Origin of the sequence: Methylorubrum extorquens, assembly GCF_024169925.1 — a bacterium.
GTDB lineage: Bacteria > Pseudomonadota > Alphaproteobacteria > Rhizobiales > Beijerinckiaceae > Methylobacterium > Methylobacterium extorquens_A.
On sequence record NZ_JALJXF010000001.1, the window covers coordinates 951,369 to 973,195 of the forward strand.

The following is a 21,827-nucleotide window of genomic DNA, read 5'->3' on the forward strand; positions in this document are numbered from 1 at the left end:
GCCCTCGCCCCGTCACCCGTATCGGGGCGAGCGAGGAGACAGCCATGACAGGCGAGACGGATTTCGTCCGGCGGATCGGGATCGTGCATCCGATCATCCAGGCTCCGATGGTCGGCCCGAAGGCGCCACTCGCCGCTGCCGTCAGCGGGGCGGGCGGGCTCGGCTCCCTTGCCTGCGCCGCGCTCACACCCGATCAGATCCGCGCCGAGGTGGCCGCGATCAGGGCCGTGACGGAGGCGCCGTTCAACCTGAACTTCTTCTGCCACGAGCCAGCCGCCCCCGATCCGGCGCGCGAGGCCGCGTGGCGGGCCGCCCTCGCGCCCTACTACGCGGCGTTCGGGCTCGACCCGGCGGCGCCGGTGGCGATGGCCAACCGCGCGCCCTTCGACGCCGCGATGGCCGAGGTGGTGGAAGAGCTGCGTCCGGCCGTCGTCAGCTTCCATTTCGGTCTGCCTGCGGAGCCGCTGCTGCGGCGGGTGCGGGACGCTGGCTGCCTGATCCTGTCCTCGGCCACCACGGTGCGCGAAGCGCGCTGGCTTCGCCAGCGCGGCGTCGATGCGGTGATCGCGCAAGGCGCGGAGGCCGGCGGTCACCGTGGTATGTTCCTCACCGACGCGGCCGCCTCGCAGGTCGGCACCATCGCCCTCGTGCCGCAGATCGTCGACGCCGTGGATGTGCCGGTGATCGCGGCCGGCGGTATCGGTGATCCTCGCGGCGTCGCGGCGGCCTTCGCGCTGGGCGCCAGCGCCGTGCAGGTCGGCACCGCCTATCTGCGCTGCCCCGAGGCCGGCATTTCCGCGCCCTATCGTGCGGCGCTGGCGGCAGCCCGCGATGAGGACACGGCCCTCACCAACGTGCTGACGGGGCGCCCGGCCCGCGGCCTGCTCACCCGTGCCGTGCGCGAGCTCGGACCCGTCAGCCCGCTCGCTCCGGCCTTTCCCGGCGCGGCGGTGGCGCTCCAGCCCCTGCGCACGGCCGCGGAGGCGGCGGGCTCGGGCGATTTCTCGCCCCTATGGTCCGGGCAGGCGGTGGGCCTCTCGCGGGAACGGCAGGCGGCCGAACTGACCCGCCTGCTGGCGAGCGGCGTATCGAGCTAGCGCATCGTCCTGGATATCGGATCTAAAACGATGCGCTAGGCTCTTGTTTTTGCATCGTCTTTTTCCGAAAGCCGGCAACCACCTTTCGGGACGATGCTTGAGAGCGCAACGAAAAAGGGCCACCCCGAGGGGCGGCCCTTTCACATTCCGAGACGATCTCGAAAAATTAGCGCGAGTAGAACTCGATCACGAGGTTCGGTTCCATCTGCACCGGGTAGGGCACCTCGGTGAGGCCCGGGATCCGGGTGACGCGGGCGGTCATCTTGTGATGATCGACCTCGATGTAGTCCGGCACGTCGCGCTCGGCGAGCTGCGAGGCCACGACCACGATCTCGAGCTGGCGGGAGGCTTCCTTCACCTCGATCACGTCGCCGGCCTTGACCTGGTAGCTCGGGATGTTGACCCGGCGGCCGTTGACCTTGATGTGCCCGTGGTTGACGAACTGGCGCGCGGCGAACGGGGTCGCGACGAACTTCGAGCGGTACACCACGGCGTCGAGGCGGCGCTCGAGCAGGCCGATCAGGTTCTCGCCGGAGTCACCGCGCAGGCGGATCGCCTCGGCGTAGTAACGGCGGAACTGCTTCTCGGTGATGTTGCCGTAGTAGCCCTTGAGCTTCTGCTTGGCGCGCAGCTGCGTGCCGAAGTCGCTCATCTTGCCCTTGCGGCGCTGGCCGTGCTGGCCGGGGCCGTATTCGCGGCGGTTCACGGGGCTCTTCGGGCGGCCCCAGATGTTCTGGCCCATGCGGCGATCAAGCTTGTGCTTCGCCTGGATGCGTTTTGACATCGCTGTTCCTCTGGAACAAATTTTTGAGGAACGCGCCCTCCTCTCCCTCTTCGCCGGAGCGGCGAGGGCGACAGGGCGGCTGTTACCGCCCACGGGTGCGCAGGAAATGCGACGGGGCCCCAAACCGGAGCCCCGTACACGAGCGGGTGCCTAGACGAGAACGTGAGCACGGTCAATGCCGGGCCCCGTGCAGCGACTCCGTCGCACATCGATCCTCACCCTTCATTAACCCTCGTATCGCCTGAATCGCGCGAGAGAATCCCCGAACTCTGACGGAGCGCCGACCCATGCCGACGCCAGCCACCCGCGCCAGCCTGATCGGGCTTGCCCTTGCCAGCGGCCTTCTCGCCGGCCCCGCGCGAGCCGACTTCCAATCCTGCCTTGCCGGCATCCAGGCGCAGGCCGCCGGGGCCGGCGTCTCGGCCCAGACCTTCCGGGCCGCGACCGCCAACATTGCCTACGACGACAAGGTGATCGAGCTGTCCCAGGCACAGCCGGAGTTCAAGACGCCGATCTGGGATTACATGTCGGCGCTGGTCGACGAAGAGCGGGTCGAGGACGGGCGCGCGGCCATGCGCCAGCATGCCCAGGCGCTGGCGAACGCGGAGGCACGCTACGGCGTCGATCGTCACACCATCGCCGCGGTGTGGGGCGTGGAATCCAATTTCGGCAAGAACCTCGGCAAGATGCCGCTGGTGCAATCGCTCGCCACGCTGGCCTGCTCGAGCAACCGCCGGCGCGACTTCTTCCGCACGGAACTGATCGCGACGCTGAAGATCATCGAGCGGGGCGACATCGAGGCCTCGCGGCTGACCGGCTCCTGGGCCGGCGCCTTCGGCCAGACGCAGTTCATGCCGACCACCTACCAGCGACTCGCCGTGGACGGCGACGGCGACGGACGGCGCGACGTGGTTGATTCGGTGGCCGACGCGGTCGCCTCCACCGCCAACTTCCTGCGCGTCGCCAAGTGGTCGAACGGCCAGCCCTGGGGCTACGAGGTACGGCTGCCGCGCGGCTTCAACGTCGCCGCTGCGGGCCGCAAGAACAAGCACGCGCTCAGTCACTGGGCCTCGCTCGGCGTCACCCGCGTCGACGGCAAGGCGCTGACCGGGGAGGGACCCGCCGGCATCATCGCGCCCGCCGGCATCAACGGCCCGGCCTTCCTCGTGACGAAGAACTTCGACGCGATCTACTCCTACAACGCCGCTGAATCCTACGGGCTGGCCATCGCCGTCCTCTCGGACCGCCTGCGGGGCCGCCCCGGCGTCCAGGCCGATTGGCCGACCGACGACCCGCCGCTCTCGCGTGCCGAGCGTCGCGACCTCCAGACCCGCCTGACTGCCCGCGGCTACGATGTCGGCGAGTCGGACGGGAAAGTCGGCTCCAAGACCCGCGATGCGATCAAGGACATCGAGCGCCAACTCGGGATGCCCGCCACCGGGCGGCCGGGGGGCAAGGTGCTAGAGGCGCTGCGTCGGGGATAACGCTCACCCTCCACCATTCTCGCGGGCCGCGTGGTGTCCGTGCGCTCAGCCGCACGCGTCACCCGCGGCCTTTTGATTCACGGGGCACCGCCCGCATCCGGCTTCGACCGGTTGCGCTTGGCCGACAGCAAGCGACGGTGCGCGCCAGCTTCGTCGTCACTGCGATGCGGTGCCGAGGCTATCGAAATGACCGGACTCGTGCCGCCTCAATGTCGATGATGCAGCCCGAGGGGCAACAAAAAACCCGCCCCGATCGTCTCGGGACGGGCACATCGGCAAAAGCGGCCCCGCAGGGCCACTCTCGGATAAGGATTACTCCGCGGCGGTCGCGGCAGTGGCCTTCTGGGCCTTGGCGGTCTTCTCGGAGCGGTCCGAGCGCTCGACGATACGGGCCGACTTACCGCGACGGTCGCGCAGGTAGTAGAGCTTGGCGCGGCGGACCTTACCGCGGCGGACCACCTTGATCGAGTCGATCATCGGGGAGTGCACGGGGAAGACGCGCTCCACGCCCTCGCCGTAGGAGATCTTGCGGACGGTGAAGCTCTCGTTGAGCCCGCCGCCGTTCCGGGCGATGCAGACGCCCTCATAGGCCTGGACGCGGGTACGCTCGCCTTCCTTGACGCGGACGTTGACGATGACCGTGTCACCCGGCTCGAAATCCGGGATGGTCTTGGCGAGGCGGGCGACTTCTTCCCGCTCGAGCTGCTCGATGATGTTCATTGGAAACGCTCCGGCCGTTAGCGCCCGTCCGGTGAAGTCCGGGCGTCAGGATTTCGGCATCCTGTTGTGAGTTGGCCGGGGCTCTACAGGATGTGCGCGGCTTTGTCGATGGGGTTCGCGCCACGCTCCGACGGCCTGACCGCGCCGGAGAAGTCACGGCGTAATCACGGCTCTTGGCCGCCACCGCGCCGAGCCGTCAGGGGCCGTCAGTTCCGCAGGGAGCCGGTGGTCGTGACGGCAGCCTGCGGCTTCGCGGCGGCGGATGTCGCGTCCTTGGCCGCCGGCTTCGATTTGTGGGCCTCGGACTTGGACGCGTCGGACTTGGACGTCTCAGACTTCGGCGCTTCGGCGGCCTTCTCGTCCTTGCCGGGCTTCTTGCCCAGAACCTTGCTGAAGGCGCTCACGTCGCCGTCCGCATCGGCCACGGCGATCCGGTGCGGCTTGGTCGAGCCCGGCTTAGCCTCGCCCGCCTTGCCGTCACCCACCTTGGCTGGCTCCTGCACCGCGACCACCGTCGTCGACTTGGTCTGCTCCTTACGGGCGGCGGCAGCCTTGGTCGGGCCGGGCGCGTCGGCGGGGGCGGCGGCGATCAGGACGGGCTTACCCTTGGCATCGACCTCGAACTCGTTCGGTCCGAGCGCGAGGCTCTCCGGCCGGCTGACGTCACCGAGGTGATAGCGCCCGTATTCCTTGGCCGTGTAGGCGAGCTCCTTCTCCTTTTCCTTCTCGTTCTCGATGAGGGCCGCGAAGGTCGGCCCTTCCGGCTTCTGAGGACGGAAGACCGGGTTCTGGCCGCCGTCGTCGTAGACGACACGGGTCGCGGGCGTGCCCTTTGCGATCAGCTCGGCAACCTCGTGGCTGTCGCGGTCGCGCTTCTCGGCAACCAGCGGATCGACCCGCGGCGTGCAGTTGCCCGCCGCCACGTCGGCACCGCCGAACACGTATTTCGTGCCGCAGGCCGCGACACGCGGCTCCTCCTTGAGGGTCTCGAAATAGTCCGAGCCTTCCTTGAGGTTCTTCCAGAACGGCGTGTTGGGGTCGTTGCGGAACTTGGCGATGTTCGAAGCCGTCATCCGGAACGGGTAGGATTGGAACTGGAAGGCGCGCTGGCCGCCGTTGAAGGCCTCGCGGGCGATGGCGTAGATTTCCGACATCGAGGCGTCGGTCATCGCGAAGCAGCCCGAGGACGAGCAGGTGCCGTGCACCATGATGTAGTTGCCGGTGCCGCCCTTGGCTCGGTCGATGGCGTTCGGGTAGCCGACATCGAAGGAGAGATAGTAGCTGGAGTTCGGGTTCATCTGACCCGGCGTGATCGCGTAGAAGCCCTCCGGCGCCTGCCGGTCGCCCTGCTTCAGCTTGGGGCCGAGCTGGCCCGACCAGCGGCAGATCGGGAAGGTCTTCAGCAGGGCGTACTGGCCGTTGGCGCCGCGCTTCCACACCTCCATCTCCGCTTCCTTCTTGAAGGCGCGGATCAGGATCGGGTCGGATTGGCTCATGCCCTTGGTCTGCATGAGCGCGAGCGTCTGGGGGGGAACCGGGGTTAGGCTGCGGGTCGAAGCGCCACCGAGCATGGCGCTGTCCTGGCAGGCACCGAGGGTCATCGCCAGAGCAACGGCAGCAGCCGCCACAAACGGACGCACAGCCATGGGGAACCCGTCCTTACGTGTCCTCGCCCGCAGGGCAATTCCTGCCCTTTTGCGGACGTCACTCCCCGAACCCTATAGCCTCGCTAAGCTTACCCAGAACTTACCGCAAGGCAGCAATCCACATTGTGGACAGGCGTTGCAGATCCGTCACGGTTCCGCAGGAAATAGACTGCGCTCGCGCATGACAGCCTTCAAGAACGCGTCATCGGCGGGATCGGCGAAGCGGACACCGACCGATGGCGAACGAACCTCGATTCGGAGCCAGTCGAGATGCGGCTCCTGCGCGAGCACGCTCACCGCTTGGCTCTTCCCTTGGTGCAACTGAAGCATCAGAAGGTGATTGTCCGCAGCCCGCGCCGTCAGCGCGTCGTGGATCGCACGAACCGTCGCCGCTTCGGTGGGAAGAGCGGTCATCAGGTAGAAGCGGTTGCGGGCACCGGGCCGGTCCAGGGCCGCACGCAGCCGTCGTACGCCGGCTTGCAGGAAGCGGTAATCCTCGTCGCTGGCCGCCGGATCGTGGTGGTTGAACACGAACGGAATCGCGTGCCGATCCCGATAGAGGAGATGGCGGCAACGCGTCTCGTTCGGCGCCTGCCGCTCGTGCAGCGGTGTGCTTTGATAGTGGCGCTGCTCGAGCAGATCGGAAAAGTCGTCGGCGAGACAATCGCGGACCATTCCCGGTGAGGAGAAGATCCAGTCGAAAGGCGCCGACCACCTGCGCAGGCCGAGCCCTTTCAGGATCTGTGCGGTATGGCAGTGGCTGCCGAGCGAGATGTGGTTGACGGCACGCGGTTCGCGGAGGTCGCGCCGGCCGAGGCGGCGCAGGCCGTTCAGCAGGCCCGCGCCGAGCCCCCATTTCACAGCTTGCGGCCGATCTCGAGAAACTTCTGTGCGCGCCGGTCGCGGATCTCATCCCGGCTCAGGCCTTCGAACTCCGCCAGCGCGCGGGCGATGGCGTCACCGGTCGCGTCGAGGGCCGCCTGGCGGTCGCGGTGGGCGCCGCCGGTGGCTTCGGGCACGATCGAATCGATGATGCCGAGGCGCAGCAGATCCTGCGCGGTGATCTTCATGGCAGTGGCGGCGTCGTGCGCCCGGCCCTGGTCGCGCCACAGGATCGAGGCGGCGCCCTCCGGCGAGATCACGCTGTAGATGGCGTGTTCCAGCATCATCACCGTGTTGGCGGTGGCGATGGCAATGGCTCCGCCCGAGCCGCCCTCGCCGATGACGACGGCGACGTTCGGCACGCCGAGCGCGAGGCAGGCTTCCGTGGAGCGGGCGATGGCCTCGGCCTGACCGCGCTCCTCCGCCTCGATGCCGGGGAAGGCGCCCGCGGTGTCGACGAAGGCGAGCACGGGCAGGCCGAAACGGTCGGCGGTCTCCATCAGGCGCACGGCCTTGCGGTAGCCCTCCGGCCGGGCCATCCCGAAATTGTGCCGCAGGCGCGCCTCGGTGGTGGCACCCTTCTCCTGGCCGAGGACACAGACCGGGCGGCCGCGGAAGCGCCCGAAGCCGCCGAGGATCGCCTCGTCCTCGCCGAAGGTGCGGTCACCGGCCAGCGGCGTGAACTCCTCGATCAGCCCGGCGCAGTAATCGACGAAATGCGGCCGCTGCGGATGGCGGGCGACCTGCGTCTTCTGCCAGGGTGTGAGGGCGGCGTAGATCTCAGCGAGCGCCTGGGCGGCCTTGCCCTCGAGGCGCCCGACCTCCTCGCTGATCGAGACGGCGCCGTCGCGCTGGCCCAGGGCCCTGAGTTCCTCGAGCTTCGCCTCGAGTTCCGCCACGGGCTTCTCGAAGTCGAGATAGGAGCGCATCACCGCCATCGATCGTCGGTCCAACTTCTTGCTCGGCAGCCGTGCACCCGCCCGGCGCCCTGCGACCGGCGCGAGGTGTTCGGGGAAGCAGGCATAGGTGTCAACCGCCGCTTAGCGTCAGCGCGTGCGGCGCAGCAAGATCGACTTCGCCGAACCATTGGGGCAAGTCGTGGGGCGAAAGGGTCCGCGTGGCCCGTGAACCGGAGGGAATTCATGAGCCTGCAAGGGAAATCCGCCGTCGTCACCGGCTCGACCAGCGGCATCGGCCTCGCCATCGCCAAGAGCTTCGCCAAGGCTGGCGCGAACGTGGTCCTCAACGGATTCGGCAACGCCGAAGACATCGAGCGGACCCGCAGCGGCATCGAGAGCGAGTTCGGGGTCAAGGCGGCCTACTCGCCTGCCGACCTCACGAAGCCCGACGAGATCGGCGGGTTGATCGCACTCTCGGTCGAGACGTTCGGTAGCATCGACATCCTCGTGAACAATGCGGGCATCCAGTACGTCTCGCCGATCGAGGACTTCCCGGTCGAGAAGTGGGACCAGATCATCGCGCTCAACCTCTCCTCGGCCTTCCACACCCTGCGTGCAGCCGTGCCGCACATGAAGGCGAAGGGCTGGGGCCGGGTCATCAACACCGCCTCGGCGCACTCGATGGTCGCCTCGCCCTACAAGTCGGCCTACGTCGCGGCCAAGCACGGCGTCGTCGGCCTCACCAAGACGGCTGCGCTCGAACTCGCCACCCACGGCATCACCGTGAACTGCATCTCGCCGGGCTATGTCTGGACGCCGCTGGTGGAGAGCCAGATCCCGGACACGATGAAAGCGCGTGGCCTCACCAAGGAGCAGGTGATCGAGGACGTGCTGCTCAAGGCGCAGCCGACGAAGGAATTCGTGACGATCGATCAGGTCGCCGCGCTCGCCCTGTTCCTGTGCACGGACAGCGCCAGCCAGATCACCGGCGCGAACATTGCCATGGATGGCGGCTGGACCGCGCAGTAGCGCCGACGAAGAGCGGAGCGCGGCGAGGGGAATGCCGCGCTCCGAGATCTTTGTTCAGCGGCGAGAATGCAGCAGCAGCGCGAGGCCGTAGCCGACGGCACCGGCAATCAAGAGTGCGAGGAACGGGTTCTCCCCGACCTGCGTCTCGACCCGCTCGCGCCCGTCGCGCAGATACGTACCGCCGTTACGGCTGACGCGGTCGTAGGCGTCCTCCGCATAGCCGCCGACGTCGTCGGCGATGTCGCGCACGGTGTCCTTGGCCTGCCCGTAGATGCGCTGCGCGCGGCCCTCGGCCTCCCGGTAACGGCCTTCCAGCGAATCCCGGTCGGAGCCGAGCGCATCGCCCACCACGCCCTGCGCCCGGCCGCCGAGATCCTTCGCGGTGCCGACGATGCGATCCGTATCAACCATGGCGGAACTCCTGTTCTTGTCAGGCCCGCCACCTCGAGAGTTTCGGGCGGGCGTCGGACAGGAGAACGTGCGAGGATGGAATCGGTCCCGCGCCGCAGCGAAAAAGCGGCGTCCGCCGCTCCGCCGAGGACGCGACTCAGCCCGCCTCGGCCAGCACCACCGCCCGCGGGGGCGGCAGGTTGGAGCGCAGCTCGCGGCTGACCGCCGAGGAGGTCGCGACGGTGCCGAGATTGACGTAGGTCTCGTGGTTCTTCTCGATCGCTGAGAGATCGTAGAGGTAGTTCACCATCAGCCCATAGGACTGCTTCAGGCCCTTCCTCGAGGTGTCGCCGAGAAAGTTCATCCGCTCCAGCCGCGCGCCATTGCCGAGATGGAAGCGGGCCACCGGGTCGAGCGGGCGGCCCCGCTCGTTCTTGGCGCGCAGGAAATAGGCGGCCGCTGCAGGCAGCATGGCACGCCGAACCGCCTCGCACTTCGTCTTGTCGGCCCGCCAATCCTCGGTATCGAGCAGGCGCAGCGCCTCCACATCCTCCCTCGTCAGGGCCTGCGGCGCGTCGGCACCACGCTCGCGATCGAGCCAAGTGCGGAAGCCGGGCACCGGCGAGAGGGTGACGAAGGTCTTCAGAGAGGGAATCTCGCGGGCGAGGTCCTCGACCACCTGCTTGATGAGGAAGTTGCCGAAGGTGACACCGGCCAAGCCCTTCTGGCAGTTCGAGATCGAGTAGAAGATCGCGGTCGTGGCGCTGCGCGCCGGCACCGGCTCGCGCCCATCCGCAAGGATCGGCTGGATCGCCGGAGCGATGGCGTTGGTGAGCGCCACCTCGACGAAGATCAGCGGCTCGTCGAGCAGGGCCGGATGGAAGAAGGCGAAGCAGCGCCGGTCCGTCGGCTGGATGCGGCGGCGTAACTCGTCCCAATCGGCGATCTCGTGGACCGCCTCGTAACGGATGATCTTCTCGAGGATGTCGGCCGGCGTCGACCAGTCGATGTGGCGCAGCACGAGGAAGCCCCGATTGAACCACGAGGCGAACAGGTGCTCGAAATCGCTGTCGAGGCTCGCCGCCGCGTCGATTGTCTCCGGGGCGGCCTCGCGGTCTTTCAGGCGCTTGCGCAGCGCGAACAGATCCTCGCGCATCCGCACCAGCGCCAGGGTACCGCCGCGGGCGAGATTGAGCCGTCGGATCAGTTCCTGCGATCGCGGCTCGGCCGCCACATGCAGCAGGCCGAGACGGGCCCGCGTCGGATCGGTGCGGTAAGCAGCGATGGCGGCATCGACCGCGTCGTGGTCGGCACCGAATTCGGTGGCGATGAGTTCGAGGAAGGCGAGCCGGTCCTCAAGCGGGAAGGCGGCGTAGCGATCGAGGATCAAGCGGGCGAGCGCGACGCCCGAGGCTTCGCCGCGCCGGGAAATCAGGTCTTCGCAGAACCGGGCGAGGTCGGCCGCGCTCGCCGTCCGTGCCAGATCGGAGCGGGCCAAGCCGATGAGGTCGCGGCCCCGGTCACTGATGGTCTGGATGAGATCGCCGAGGAACGAGATCGCCGCCATGACCGAACAAGCCCTTGGATCCGCCGAGCCGACGCAGACGAGGCTCGGCCGTTACGGGAACCTAAAGCCTACGCCGCCTCGGCGCCAGATATGGGAAGCAGGCAGCAGGCCTGCCGGGCGCCTCCGGCAATACCATTCCGCTGAGAAAATTGCGCTGCGCCGGCATGCTCGGATCGGCCAAGGCCGATCCGCCGGGGGCCGTCAGAACTCGGCCTCGGCATGCGGCGCGAGATCCACAGTGTCGGCGCGCTCGCGCCAATCGTTCACACCGCGTGAGCGGGCAAAGCGGATCTCCGCGGCCTTCAGGGCGCGCTCCGGATCGCGGGCGCGGGAAATTTCGACGAAACCGACCGTGAAGGGCACTCCGAGGATCTGCTTCGCGAAGTGGACGCGGTAATTCGGCATACACGACTCCTCATCTTGAAGCGGCGGCCGGCCACCGGGGGAAAATGTGCGCCATCACGCGCCCATCTGCAAATGGTTGCAGGGCCAAGCTGCTGCAAAGGCTGTGCGTTTTTCTTACAATTGATCATATAGGCAGTCTTTTGAGGGTTGCTACCGTCGCGCGTCAGGCTGTCCCTCGCGGCACATCCGCCTCGCATTCGCCCTTTGCGCCGATGCGGTCTTCGACAGGGCATCTCGTAGGGCAGTCCGAGCGAAGCCGGACATTCTGCCGCGCGACGGCTGCGGCTCGCCGTGTCGCCAGGGCTGGCGGTCCGGCTGCGGCCTGCCGTATGGGGCGGTCCATGTCGTTTTTCCCGCCGCTAGCTGCCTATCCATCCCAGCCCTCCGAGATCCGGACGGCACACCGATGAGCGGTGATGCGGGCGGCGACCGCGCCCTGTCCCCCACGACGCGCATCGGGCTGACCCTGATCGCGGGTGGGGCCGTCGCCAACATCTACTATAATCAGCCTCTGCTCGCGGTTCTCGTCGCCGAGTTCGGCGAGCGCGCGGCACTCCTCGTGCCGACGGCCAGCCTCGTCGGCTACGGTCTGGGCATCCTGTTCCTGGTGCCCCTGGGCGATGCCCTGCCGCGGCGCGACCTCATCGTGTGGCAGTTGCTGGGGCTGGCCGTCGCCCTGGTCGCCGCAGCACTCAGCCCGAACCTCGCGGTGCTCACAGGGGCCAGCCTCGTCATCGGGGTGCTCGCCTGCGCCGCGCAGCAGGCGGTGCCCTTCGCCGCCGAGCTCGCGCCCGATGCGAGCCGGGGGCGGATCGTCGGCGGGGTAATGACCGGCCTGCTCTCCGGCATCCTGCTCGCCCGCACCGCGAGCGGCTTCGTCGGCGCGCAATTCGGGTGGCGCGCGGTGTTCTTCGCAGCCGCCGGCCTCGCCGTCGCCATGGCGGGAATCGCGTGGCGCACGCTGCCACGCAGCGCACCGAAGCAGCGCCTGCGTTATCGCGCGCTGATGATCTCGCTGCTGCATCTCGTGCGCAGCCAGCCGATCCTCCGCAATGCCAGCCTGTCCCAGGCCCTGCTGTTTGCCAGCTTCAACGCGTTCTGGGCGACGCTCGCCCTCCTCGTGGAGGCGCCGCCCTTCGACCTCACCGCGGCGGGCGCGGGCTTGTTCGGCGTCATCGGCGTCGCAGGCGCGCTGATCGCCCCCTATTCCGGCCGCTACAGCGACCGGCGCGGCGCCCGGCCGGTGGTGATCGTCGGCAGCGTTCTGGTCGCGGCGGCCTTCGTGGTGCTGGCGCTGGCCGGTGAGGTATCGCTCCTCGCCATCGCGGCCGGCGTGCTGCTCCTCGACATCGGCATCAACGGCGCCTTGATCGCAAACCAGACCCGCGCCTACGCCCTCGCGCCGGGCGCCCGCGGACGCATCAACACCGTGCTGTTCACCGCGGTCTTTATCGGCGGAGCGGCCGGCGCCTTCCTCGGCTCGCGTGCCTTCCTCCTCGCGGACTGGCCCGGCGTCTGCGCCGTCGGCGGCGCCTTCGCGCTCGCCGCGCTCGTCGTGTCCTGGCTCGGCGGCAGATCCCAGCCTACCTGAGCACCCGCGAGAGGCGGCACCATGCCGCCTTGTCCGGGGGCAGGCCGAAGCGCAGCCGCTCCGGCGCCTCGGGGAAGCGCCGCACGTAGATCCCGGCCTCACCGAGTTTCCGGGACAGGCCGGGCCCGTCCGGGAAATCCGCCGTGCGGAACAGGGCCGTCCCGCCGACGATCCGTCCGCCGGCCCGTTCGATCATCCGGTCGAGGCGGCCCGCGTCCTTCGCCCGATCGGCGGTGGCCACGCGGCGCCACGCGGCATCCGGCAGCGCCGCGCAGCCCGCGGCAATGGCGGGGCCCGAGACCGCCCAGGGACCGAGGGCGGATTCGATGCGCCGCGCCAGCGCCGGCTCGGCGAGAGCGAAGCCGAGCCGAAGGCCCGCGAGCCCGTAGGTCTTGCCGAACGAACGCAGGACCACGAGGCCGGGCCCCGGCCGCGCGGCCTCCACGGGCTCCAGGTCGGCGAAGGCCTGATCGAGCACGACGAGGCCTCCCCCGGCGACGCGCGCCAACGCCTCGGCCGAGAACACGCGCCCGTCGGGATTGTTGGGGCTGACCGCCACCACGACATCGGCGCCCTCGGCCTCGCGCGGATCGCCCACGCTGCGCACCGTATGGCCGGAGCGGGTCCAGGCGGCGGCGTGCTCGGCATAGGTCGGGCCGACCACCGCGACGCAAGACGGCGGCAGGAGCCGCGGCAGGGTCTCGATCAGGATCTGCGTGCCGGGCGCGGCAACGACATGGTCCGGCCCCGGCGCGCCGTAGGCCGCCGACGCCGCGGATTTGAGCCGGGCCAGGTCGGCGGGGGAGGGCAGGCGGTGAAGGGCACTGGCTTCAAACGGCGGCAGCGGATAGGGCACCGGGTTGATACCGGTCGAAAGGTCGATCCACGGCTCGGGCGCGCCCGGAAACAGCCGGCGGGCCGCGTCGAGATCGCCGCCATGCGCAATACCGTCCGTCAGCACCCCGCGCCCTTCCATCCCGCCCCGCACCGACCCTGCCAACGATGTCCTGGATCGCCCTGACCCATCCGCCCGACACCCTCGGCATCCTGGCCATCGCCCTGCTGATCGAGGCCGTGGCGGGCTATCCGGACCGCCTCTACAGGGCGCTCGGCCATCCTGTCACCTGGATCGGCCGGCTGATCGCCGCGCTCGAACGTGGGCTCAACCGGGGCGCGCCGCGGACACGCCGGCTCGGCGGCATCCTGGCGCTCGCCATGCTGCTCGTCACGGTGGCCGCCCTCGCCCTCGGACTGACGGCGCTCGCCGCGCTCACGGGCCACGGGTTCGGCCTGGTGATCCTCGCTGTTCTCGCCGCGAGCCTGCCGGCGCAGCGCAGCCTGTTCGTCCATGTCCGGCGCGTCTCCGCCGCCCTGCGGACCGAAGGGCTCGCCGGGGGTCGTACCGCCGTGTCGATGATCGTCGGCCGAAACCCCGAGAGCCTGGACGAAGCCGCCGTGTGCCGAGCCGCGATCGAGAGCTTGGCGGAGAACTTTTCCGACGGCATCGTCGCGCCGGCCTTCTGGATCGGCGCGGGCGGACTCACCGGCGGCGCGCTCTACAAGGCGATCAACACTGCCGACAGCATGGTCGGCCACCGCACGCCCCGCTACGAGGCATTCGGCTGGGCCTCCGCCCGCCTCGACGACCTCGTGAACCTGCCGGCTTCGCGACTCACCGGGCTCCTGCTGATCGCAGCAGCGGCGCTGAGCCGGGATGTCTCCGCGGCGGGCGCGTGGCGGGCGATCCGCCGCGACGCGGGCCGCCATCGCTCGCCCAATGCCGGCTGGCCCGAAGCGGCCATGGCCGGCGCGCTGGGCCTACGGCTCGCGGGCCCACGCATCTACGGCGACACCCGCGTCGAGGATGCCTGGATGGGCGACGGGCGGGCCGAGGCCAACGCCGACGACATCGTGCGTGCGTTGAAGCTCTACCGCACGGCTTGCGCGCTGCAGTTCACGCTGGTGGCGGCCGTGACTGGCATCTGGCTCACCTTCGGCCGGTAACGATCCCTCACGCCAAGCGCAGCAGCCCATCGCAATCGAGATGCGCTTCGAGGTGGTCGGCGAAGCGGTCGAGCACCGTTTCGATGCCGGCCTCGTAACGGGTGAGGCCCGGCGCAGCGCCAAGCCGGGCGAGCCAGGCGGCGCGCTGGCGGTCGTCGGCGAACAGGCCGTGGACATATGTGCCGGTCACGAGCCCGTCGGGTGAGACGGCCCCATCGGCCCGGCCGTCGGCGAAGCGCAGCAGGGGCCGGGCGGTGTCCGGCCCGGTCGTGTCGCCGACATGCATCTCGTAGCCGGAGAACGGCTCGCCATCGGCGAGCGTCGTGCCGCTGGCGGCGACGAGGCGCTTCGCGTCCGTCATCACCGTCTCGACGTCGAGGAGGCCGAGGCCCGGCAGGTCGCGCGGCGCCCCCTCGATCCCCTGCGGGTCGGCGATGGAGCGGCCAAGCATCTGGTAGCCGCCGCACAGCCCGAGCACGCGACGACCGCGGCGCAGATGGGCGCGGATATCGATGTCCCATCCTTCTGCGCGCAGACATTCGAGATCGTCGATCGTGGTCTTCGAACCCGGCAGGACGATCAGGTCCGCCTCCGCCGGGACGGGTGCACCGGGCGGCACGAAGGTCACCGCGACGCCGGGCTCCTGCCGCAGCGGGTCGAGGTCGTCGAAGTTGGCGATGTGAGGAAAGCGCAGCACCGCGATCAACGGCACGGCACCGTCACGGCGCGCCTGCGGGGCATCGAGCGCCACCGCGTCCTCCGGCGGCAGGCGGGCGGCGTCGGGAAAGAACGGCACGAGGCCGAACGGCGACCAGCCGGTGCGCGCGGCGATCAGGGCCATGCCGTCGGCAAACAGCGTCGGGTCGCCGCGAAAGCGGTTGACGATGAAGCCGCGGATCATCGCCGCATCGTCGGGCTCCAGCACCGCCTGCGTGCCGACAAGGCTGGCGATGACGCCGCCGCGATCGATGTCGCCGACGAGCACCACCGGCGTCCCGGTCGCCCGGGCGAAACCCATATTGGCGATGTCGCCCTGTCGCAGGTTCACCTCAGCCGGCGAGCCCGCGCCCTCCACGAGCACGATGTCGGCCTCAGCGCGCAGCCGCTCGAAGCTGTCGAGCACGGAGGCCATCAGCCGCGGCTTCCAGGCTTGGTACTCCCGCGCCTTGGCGGTGCCGATCATGCGGCCCTGCACCACCACCTGCGCGCCGACCTCGCTCTGCGGCTTCAGGAGCACCGGGTTCATGTGGACGGATGGCGCGACCCGCGCGGCGCGGGCCTGGAGCGCCTGAGCCCGGCCGATCTCGCCGCCATCGGCGGTAACGGCGGCGTTGTTCGACATGTTCTGCGGCTTGAACGGGCGCACCGTAAGCCCGCGCCGGGTGAAGGCGCGGGCAAGGCCGGCCACCAGCAGCGACTTACCGACATCGGACCCGGTCCCCTGGATCATCAGGGCGCGGGTCATCGGCGGATCCTTGTTCGAGGCGCGGGCATCACCCTGCCATGGCATCGGGGCCGGGCGGCGTCGAGCCGGATTTAGGACAGTCCGCGCGCGGCGAGCCGCGCCTCGAGCCAGGGCAGCACGCCCGCGGCATCGGGCACGGCCGGCACATCCGGAAGGGCAGGGCGGGCGACGATCACCACGGGCAAGCCCAGCCGGCGCGCGGCCTCGATCTTCGGATAGGTCGCCGCGCCGCCGGAATTCTTCGTCACCAGCACCTCGATGCGCGCCTCGCGCATGAAGCGGATCTCGTCATCGAGCGCGAAGGGGCCGCGGGCGCTGACGGTGACGAGGTTCGGCACCGGCAGCGCGTCGCCGACGGGCTCGATGGTGCGCACGACGTAAGCGTGCTGCGGCGCGCGGGCGAAGGCCGCCAACTCCTGTCGGCCGATGGTGAGGAACACCGTTCTCGGTGCGGCCCCGAGCGCATCGAGACAGGCCGGGACGTTCGCGGCTGCGATCCAGTCGTCACCGGGCTCGCGCTCCCAGGCCGGGCGACGCAAAGCGAGCAGCGGCACCGCGACAGCCCTGCACGCTTCGGCCGCATTGGCCGAGATCCGCGCGGCGAAGGGGTGGGTCGCGTCGATCACCGCCGCGATGCCGTTCTTGGAAAGCCACCGCGCCAGCCCTTCGCCGCCGCCGAACCCGCCGATGCGGGTCGGCACCGGTTCGGGCCGCGGCGCAGCGGTACGTCCGGCCAGCGACAGTGTCACCGAGACATCCGGCTCACGCGCCAGCCGGGCGACGAGCGCGCTGGCCTCGGTGGTGCCGCCAAGCACGAGGATGCGCAGGGGCGGCGCATCGGGATTCGGCGTGGGATGGCGCGCGGGAGAACCCTGGTCGGCGGCTCCGGACATTCGTACAACCTGTCTCGCCCGCATCAGCCCGGCAAAGGCCGGGCGAGGTTTTCGACGTGAGACCCTTCTGCCGCGATTGCCTGACGATGCAAGCCGAGGGCGCCCTGCGCTGCCGCGGATGCGGCTCGCCGCGCCTTCTCGCGCACGCGGCCCGCGACGCGTTGAGCATCGCCCACGTCGATTGCGACGCCTTCTACGCGGCGATCGAGAAACGCGACGACCCTTCCTTGCGCGACAAGCCGCTCATCATCGGCGGCGGCAAGCGCGGCGTCGTCTCCACCGCCTGCTACCTCGCCCGGATCTCCGGGGTGCGTTCGGCGATGCCGATGTTCGAGGCGTTGAAGCGCTGCCCCGATGCCACCGTGCTGCGGCCGGATATGGAAAAGTACGCCCGCGTCGGGCGCGAGGTTCGGGCGATGATGCTGGCGCTCACGCCGCTGGTCGAGCCCGTCTCCATCGACGAGGCGTTCCTCGACCTCTCCGGCACCGAACGCCTGCACGGGACGAGCCCGGCGGTGACGCTCGCCCGCTTCGCCGCACGGGTCGAGGCGGAGGTCGGCATCACCGTGTCGGTGGGTTTGTCCGCCAACAAGTTCCTGGCCAAGATCGCCTCGGACCTCGACAAGCCGCGCGGCTTCTCGATCATCGCGGGCGAGGATGCCGCGACCTTCCTTGCCGACAAGCCGGTGGGCATCCTGCCCGGCATCGGCGAGAGCGCGCGAAACCGCCTCGCCTCGCTCAACATCCACCGGGTCGGCGACATCGCGCGCGCCGACCCGGTGCGTCTCCAGGCATCCCTCGGGCGGGATGCACTGCGTCTCATCGATCTCGCCGCCGGCCGGGACCGGAGGCCGGTGCGCCCGACCCGCGAGGCCAAGAGCGTCTCGTCCGAGACGACCTTCTCGACCGATCTCACCCGATTCGAGGATCTGCGGCCGATCCTCTGGCAACTCTGCGAAAAGGTGTCGGCGCGGCTCAAGCGGGCGGAGCTCGCCGCCGGCAGCGTCACGCTGAAACTGAAGGACGCCCGCTTCCGGCTGCGCACCCGAACCCGCAGCGGCCTGAAACCCACGCAGCTCGCCGACCGGCTCTTCCGCGAGGGCGAGCCGATGCTGTGGGCCGCCTGCGACGGTACCGCCTTCCGTCTGATCGGCATCGGGGGCGGCGATCTCTGCGGTGCGATCCATGCCGACCGTGGCGACCTCGCCGACCAGGGCATCGAGCGCGTCGCCCGCCGCGAGGCGGCGCTCGACCGGCTGCGGGAAAAGTTCGGCAACGCCGCGATCCAGCGCGGCCTCGTCTTCACCGGCGAGCCGGAGCGGCGCCGAGGCTGAAGCGCGACGGCTACTTCTTGCAGTCCGCCCCGGATTTTGCGTCGGCCTTGGCGAGATCGAGCCGCGTCAGATTCCCGTCGATCGCGAAATCTCCGTAATCGAGGTGGAGCCGCCCGCTGACGCCGTCCTCGTAGAGGTCGAAGGTGAGGGTGTAGATCGGCGTGCGCTCGCCCCCGCCGGGGGTGAAGTAGCTCAACGTGACCGGCCAGCGCCGCATGGCGCCGTGGTCGCCCTCGCGCAGCGGCTTGTCGCGCTGGGTGTCGGCGGCGGGTGCGGCGCTCGGGCGGCCGATGATGCCCAACGTGTCGTAGACCTTGCGCCCGTCATCCGAGCCGTCGAACACCTTGGCCGAGACCGTCGTCTCGCCCGCCTTGGCCGCCTCGATCAGGCGGATCATGTGGTGGATCGGAAACAGGACGGCGCCCTCGGCCTGGAACCCGTCGCGCTTTGGCTCCTTGAGCTTCACCTTGAGCGCCTCGGCCGCCTCCGCCGTCCCATCGACAGCCGGGGAGGGCGCATTGTTGAGGATGGTCGTGGTGCGGAAGCGGAAACTCTTGCCGTCGCCGTTCTCGAAGGTGGTGCTGCGCAGGTCCGAGGTGCGGTCGCCGGACTCGCCGGAATTGAGCATCGTCACTTGGCGCGTCTGCATGGTGTAGCCGCGGCAGGCGTCACCCGAGAAATCGATGACGATGCGCCCGCGCACGCCCTCGACCGCCCGCGTTCCCTCGGAGCGCGCCAGCGACAGGTCGTAGACCGCGCGGTGATTGGTCAACCGGATCGCCGCCTCGTTCGGAACCGGCGCGGCCGGCCCCGCGGCCATCGCGCTTCCCGGCATCGCGGCAAGGAGGAAAAGGGCCGGCGCGAGGCGCAGTCGCATGCGATCTCCCAAAATCCGATCGAGATCCGATCGAGGACGGTTGTCCACAGGCGGCAGGCCGGCGGACGACGTCCGTCACATAGTCATCCCGACCGCCCGGACAATCTTTTTCGATCGCGCTCCCGACGCGACCGCGAATATGCCGGCCGTCCGCGCAACCGCCCGCCCCCTCGGCCAATCGGACATGGCTTGATCCGCTTGCTCGAAAAAGATCAAGTTTACGCAATGCGTTAACGACTAGCGGAGGATTCGCTCGCCCCGCCGCCGGAACCGATCCGGACCGGCGTCATGGGAGCCGGATTGCCGGGGGAAACCGGACCGCGAGACGCACGGACCCTTGCTCCGCGGCCGAGCTGTCCTGTAGTCTCCACAGCGTCGCCAACGGCATCTTTGGCGTCTGTTAACCGACATGTGCAGGGCCGGATTGCGGCCCCTGGCCATGCCTGCTGTCGCCATGCGTGGCAGCAGAGCCGCGCTGTCGGTCGGTCTTTGCGTTCAAGGATGTTTCGACGTGGAGGGGACAATGACGGAAGCGGTCCCGAGCTGGACGGATGAGCGCGTGGAGCTGCTTCGTCGCCTATGGGACGACGGCTTGAGCGCCAGCCAGATCGCCCTCCAGATCGGCGGCGTCTCGCGCAACGCGGTCATCGGCAAGGTGCATCGCCTCGGACTCTCCGGCCGCGTCAAGCCGATGGGTTCGTCGTCTCAGGGTCGGCGCCGGGACGAGCTGGCCGCCGAGGTCGAGATGCAGGCCGTGGTGGTCGAGGAGCCGACGCTGCCGGAGCCGCCCGCGATCGTCGCGCACAGACCGGCACCGGACTTTCCGCTGCCGAAAAAGCCCGCCCCGGAGCCGGTGGCTCTGGCGGTCTCCGAGCGGGTCACCATCATGGACCTGCGCGAGTCGATGTGCCGCTGGCCGATGGGCGACCCGACCTCGCCGGACTTCCGCTTCTGCGGCGGCCGCGCGATCACGGGCCTGCCCTACTGCACCCAGCACGCGCAGATCGCCTATCAGCCGGCCGCCGAGCGTAAGCGCGACCGCCGCGTCGCCGGCTTCCGCTAAAGGCTCCGGCCGGGCACGATCTGCAGGGGTCGTGCCCTGAATCGCCTCGGCTTCGCCTTGCGGTGACGGAGAGGTGCGGAACCGCGAAATGACCGGCCGGAGGCCGTATCACTCCGCTCCGGCGAACATCTCGTCGAACGAGTATCCGGAGCCGCGCACGGTGCGGATCGGGTCGCTCTGGCGCGGGCGGTTGATCGCCTTGCGCAGGCGGCCGACATGAACATCGACCGTGCGCTCGTCGATGTAGACATCGTGGCCCCACACGCCGTCGAGCAGCTGCTCCCGCGAGAAGACCCGGCCCGGGCTCTGCATCAGGTATTCGAGCAGCTTGAACTCGGTCGGACCGAGATGGATCTCGCGGCCCTGCCGGCGGATGCGGTGGCTGACGCGGTCGAGCTCGATGTCGCCGGCCACGAGCATGTCGGAGACGTGGGTGGGCTTGGCACGGCGCAGGAGCGCACGGACGCGGGCGAGCAGTTCCGGCACGGAGAACGGCTTGACGACGTAGTCGTCGGCGCCGGTCGAGAGGCCGCGCACCCGGTCGGTCTCCTCGCCGCGGGCGGTCAGCATGATGACCGGCAGGCGCTCCGTTTCGCGGCGGGCACGGATCCGCCGGCACAGCTCGATCCCCGAGAGGCCCGGCACCATCCAGTCGAGGAGGACGAGGTCGGGCGTCGTCTCATGCAGGCGAAGGTCGGCCTCGTCGCCGCGGACCGCGACATCGACTTGGAAACCCTCCGCTTCGAGATTGTAGCGCAGCAGGGTCGTCAGGGATTCCTCGTCCTCGACGATCAGAATGTGCGCACTCGTCATCGCCCGTCTTTCCATCCGTCACGCCCGGCCCTCGTGAGAGGAGCCGGAGGCGTCTCTTGATCGCCGCTCCGCCTAACCCTTAGGCGCCCGGCGTAATCGTCGCGTAGTTCGAAGCGTCGTTCTTGGGCCGCTCGGCCGTCGGCGTCTCACCGGTGACGAGGTATTCAATGGTTTCGGCGACGTTGGTGGTGTGATCGCCGATCCGCTCGACGTTCTTGGCGCAGAACAATAGGTGCGTACAGAACGAGATGTTGCGCGGATCCTCCATCATGTAGGTCAGGAGTTCCCGGAACAGCGAATTGTAGAGCGCGTCGATGGCGCTGTCCCGCTCCCAAACCTCGTGGGCAGCGGTCACGTCGCGGCTGGCATAGGCATCGAGCACGTCCTTGAGCTGCTCCTGCACGAGGTCGCTCATGTGCTGGACGCCGAGCACGATCTTCTGCGGCTGGGCCTGATCGCTGATCGCCACGACGCGCTTGGCGATGTTCTTGGCCAGATCGCCGATCCGCTCGAGGTCGCCCGAGACGCGGATACCGGAGATCGTCTCGCGCAGGTCGATGGCCAGCGGCTGGCGCCGGGCGATGAGGAGAACCGAGCGCTCCTCGATCTCCCGCTGCAGCAGGTCGAGGCGCTTGTCGGCGACGATCACCGCCTGGGCGAGGGTGGTATCCCGGCGCACCAGCGCGTCGGTGGCATCCGTCATCATCTTCTCGGCCACGCCGCCCATCTCGGCGATCGAGCGGCGCAGGTTCTCGAGGTCGGTGTCGTAGGAGGAGACGATATGGTCGGCCATGTCGCGAATTTCCCGATCAGGCGGTCGGACGAGGGCGCACTCAAACTGCGATGGACACGGGTCCGGCGGAAGAGGGCGCGTCTCAAAGAGG

At 69.3% G+C, this 21,827-nt stretch carries 21 protein-coding genes; 7 read left to right on the forward strand and 14 right to left on the reverse strand.

Translation table 11 applies throughout. The annotated features are described in order from the left end of the window. Nucleotides 1–44 precede the first annotated feature (44 nt). A complete protein-coding gene (locus J2W78_RS04560) occupies nucleotides 45–1,097 on the forward strand; it encodes an NAD(P)H-dependent flavin oxidoreductase (RefSeq protein WP_253368398.1) in 1,053 nt (350 codons plus the stop codon). A gap of 166 nt (nucleotides 1,098–1,263) precedes the next feature. On the opposite strand, the gene rpsD is transcribed toward J2W78_RS04560, so the two are convergent. Further along, nucleotides 1,264–1,881: a 30S ribosomal protein S4 gene (rpsD, locus tag J2W78_RS04565; protein ID WP_060771962.1), complete on the reverse strand. Its 618-nt coding sequence runs from the start codon at nucleotides 1,879–1,881 to the stop codon at nucleotides 1,264–1,266. A gap of 287 nt (nucleotides 1,882–2,168) precedes the next feature. On the opposite strand from rpsD, the gene J2W78_RS04570 reads away from it, so the two are divergent. Beyond that, a complete protein-coding gene (locus tag J2W78_RS04570; RefSeq protein WP_253368400.1) occupies nucleotides 2,169–3,365 on the forward strand; it encodes a lytic murein transglycosylase in 1,197 nt (398 codons plus the stop codon). 312 nt (nucleotides 3,366–3,677) lie between these two features. Here J2W78_RS04570 and rplS read toward each other — a convergent pair whose 3' ends face one another. The 4 genes from rplS to J2W78_RS04590 form a co-directional block, all read right to left on the reverse strand. Next, on the reverse strand, nucleotides 3,678–4,085 hold the full coding sequence (gene rplS, locus J2W78_RS04575) for a 50S ribosomal protein L19 (RefSeq protein ID WP_253368402.1): 408 nt from the start codon (nucleotides 4,083–4,085) through the stop codon (nucleotides 3,678–3,680). Nucleotides 4,086–4,291: 206 nt separating this feature from the next. After that, nucleotides 4,292–5,731: a L,D-transpeptidase family protein gene (locus J2W78_RS04580; RefSeq protein ID WP_253368404.1), complete on the reverse strand. Its 1,440-nt coding sequence runs from the start codon at nucleotides 5,729–5,731 to the stop codon at nucleotides 4,292–4,294. A gap of 147 nt (nucleotides 5,732–5,878) precedes the next feature. Beyond that, nucleotides 5,879–6,592, reverse strand: coding sequence for a DUF1796 family putative cysteine peptidase (locus J2W78_RS04585; RefSeq protein WP_253368406.1), 714 nt, complete (start codon nucleotides 6,590–6,592; stop codon nucleotides 5,879–5,881). After that, a complete protein-coding gene (locus J2W78_RS04590; RefSeq protein ID WP_253373967.1) occupies nucleotides 6,589–7,542 on the reverse strand; it encodes an acetyl-CoA carboxylase carboxyltransferase subunit alpha in 954 nt (317 codons plus the stop codon). The genes J2W78_RS04585 and J2W78_RS04590 overlap by 4 nt, the downstream gene beginning before the upstream one ends. A gap of 213 nt (nucleotides 7,543–7,755) precedes the next feature. Between J2W78_RS04590 and J2W78_RS04595 the strand changes: the two genes are divergently transcribed. Then, entirely contained in the window at nucleotides 7,756–8,541 is a 786-nt protein-coding gene (locus J2W78_RS04595; protein WP_253368408.1) for a 3-hydroxybutyrate dehydrogenase, read from the forward strand. Nucleotides 8,542–8,595: 54 nt separating this feature from the next. Here J2W78_RS04595 and J2W78_RS04600 read toward each other — a convergent pair whose 3' ends face one another. From J2W78_RS04600 to J2W78_RS04610, 3 genes are all read right to left on the reverse strand, one after another. Then, nucleotides 8,596–8,952 (reverse strand): CsbD family protein, encoded by a 357-nt coding sequence (locus J2W78_RS04600; protein ID WP_060771956.1) that lies wholly within the window; start codon nucleotides 8,950–8,952, stop codon nucleotides 8,596–8,598. A gap of 136 nt (nucleotides 8,953–9,088) precedes the next feature. Then, the gene (locus J2W78_RS04605; protein ID WP_253368410.1) at nucleotides 9,089–10,498 is read right to left on the reverse strand and encodes a malonyl-CoA decarboxylase; all 1,410 of its coding nucleotides are present in this window, start codon (nucleotides 10,496–10,498) and stop codon (nucleotides 9,089–9,091) included. Nucleotides 10,499–10,699: 201 nt separating this feature from the next. Further along, nucleotides 10,700–10,903, reverse strand: a complete 204-nt coding sequence (locus J2W78_RS04610; RefSeq protein ID WP_056198113.1) for a hypothetical protein — start codon at nucleotides 10,901–10,903, stop codon at nucleotides 10,700–10,702. Between the two features lie 406 nt (nucleotides 10,904–11,309). On the opposite strand from J2W78_RS04610, the gene J2W78_RS04615 reads away from it, so the two are divergent. Beyond that, nucleotides 11,310–12,494, forward strand: coding sequence for an MFS transporter (locus tag J2W78_RS04615; RefSeq protein ID WP_253368412.1), 1,185 nt, complete (start codon nucleotides 11,310–11,312; stop codon nucleotides 12,492–12,494). Here J2W78_RS04615 and cobD read toward each other — a convergent pair. After that, complete coding sequence (gene cobD, locus J2W78_RS04620; RefSeq protein WP_253373968.1) at nucleotides 12,487–13,470, reverse strand: threonine-phosphate decarboxylase CobD; 984 nt, start codon at nucleotides 13,468–13,470, stop codon at nucleotides 12,487–12,489. The genes J2W78_RS04615 and cobD overlap by 8 nt on opposite strands. A gap of 26 nt (nucleotides 13,471–13,496) precedes the next feature. On the opposite strand from cobD, the gene cbiB reads away from it, so the two are divergent. Continuing rightward, complete coding sequence (cbiB, locus tag J2W78_RS04625) at nucleotides 13,497–14,498, forward strand: adenosylcobinamide-phosphate synthase CbiB (RefSeq protein WP_253368414.1); 1,002 nt, start codon at nucleotides 13,497–13,499, stop codon at nucleotides 14,496–14,498. Between the two features lie 7 nt (nucleotides 14,499–14,505). On the opposite strand, the gene J2W78_RS04630 is transcribed toward cbiB, so the two are convergent. After that, nucleotides 14,506–15,963 carry a cobyric acid synthase gene (locus J2W78_RS04630; protein WP_253368416.1) on the reverse strand — a complete coding sequence of 486 codons (1,458 nt, stop codon included), beginning with the start codon at nucleotides 15,961–15,963 and terminating at the stop codon, nucleotides 14,506–14,508. A 71-nt stretch (nucleotides 15,964–16,034) separates the two neighbouring features. Beyond that, the gene (locus J2W78_RS04635) at nucleotides 16,035–16,856 is read right to left on the reverse strand and encodes a cobalt-precorrin-6A reductase (RefSeq protein ID WP_253368418.1); all 822 of its coding nucleotides are present in this window, start codon (nucleotides 16,854–16,856) and stop codon (nucleotides 16,035–16,037) included. 56 nt (nucleotides 16,857–16,912) lie between these two features. Here J2W78_RS04635 and J2W78_RS04640 point away from each other — a divergent pair, with 56 nt between their 5' ends. Further along, on the forward strand, nucleotides 16,913–18,190 hold the full coding sequence (locus J2W78_RS04640; RefSeq protein ID WP_367399407.1) for a DNA polymerase IV: 1,278 nt from the start codon (nucleotides 16,913–16,915) through the stop codon (nucleotides 18,188–18,190). A gap of 10 nt (nucleotides 18,191–18,200) precedes the next feature. On the opposite strand, the gene J2W78_RS04645 is transcribed toward J2W78_RS04640, so the two are convergent. After that, nucleotides 18,201–19,067: a cell envelope integrity EipB family protein gene (locus J2W78_RS04645; RefSeq protein ID WP_253368420.1), complete on the reverse strand. Its 867-nt coding sequence runs from the start codon at nucleotides 19,065–19,067 to the stop codon at nucleotides 18,201–18,203. Between the two features lie 523 nt (nucleotides 19,068–19,590). Here J2W78_RS04645 and J2W78_RS04650 point away from each other — a divergent pair. After that, a complete protein-coding gene (locus tag J2W78_RS04650; protein ID WP_253368422.1) occupies nucleotides 19,591–20,130 on the forward strand; it encodes a GcrA family cell cycle regulator in 540 nt (179 codons plus the stop codon). A gap of 108 nt (nucleotides 20,131–20,238) precedes the next feature. Here the strand turns inward: J2W78_RS04650 and phoB are convergent, their stop codons facing one another. Continuing rightward, nucleotides 20,239–20,943 carry a phosphate regulon transcriptional regulator PhoB gene (gene phoB / locus J2W78_RS04655; protein WP_003600784.1) on the reverse strand — a complete coding sequence of 235 codons (705 nt, stop codon included), beginning with the start codon at nucleotides 20,941–20,943 and terminating at the stop codon, nucleotides 20,239–20,241. Nucleotides 20,944–21,022: 79 nt separating this feature from the next. Further along, entirely contained in the window at nucleotides 21,023–21,736 is a 714-nt protein-coding gene (phoU, locus tag J2W78_RS04660) for a phosphate signaling complex protein PhoU (protein WP_253368423.1), read from the reverse strand. Nucleotides 21,737–21,827 lie beyond the last annotated feature (91 nt).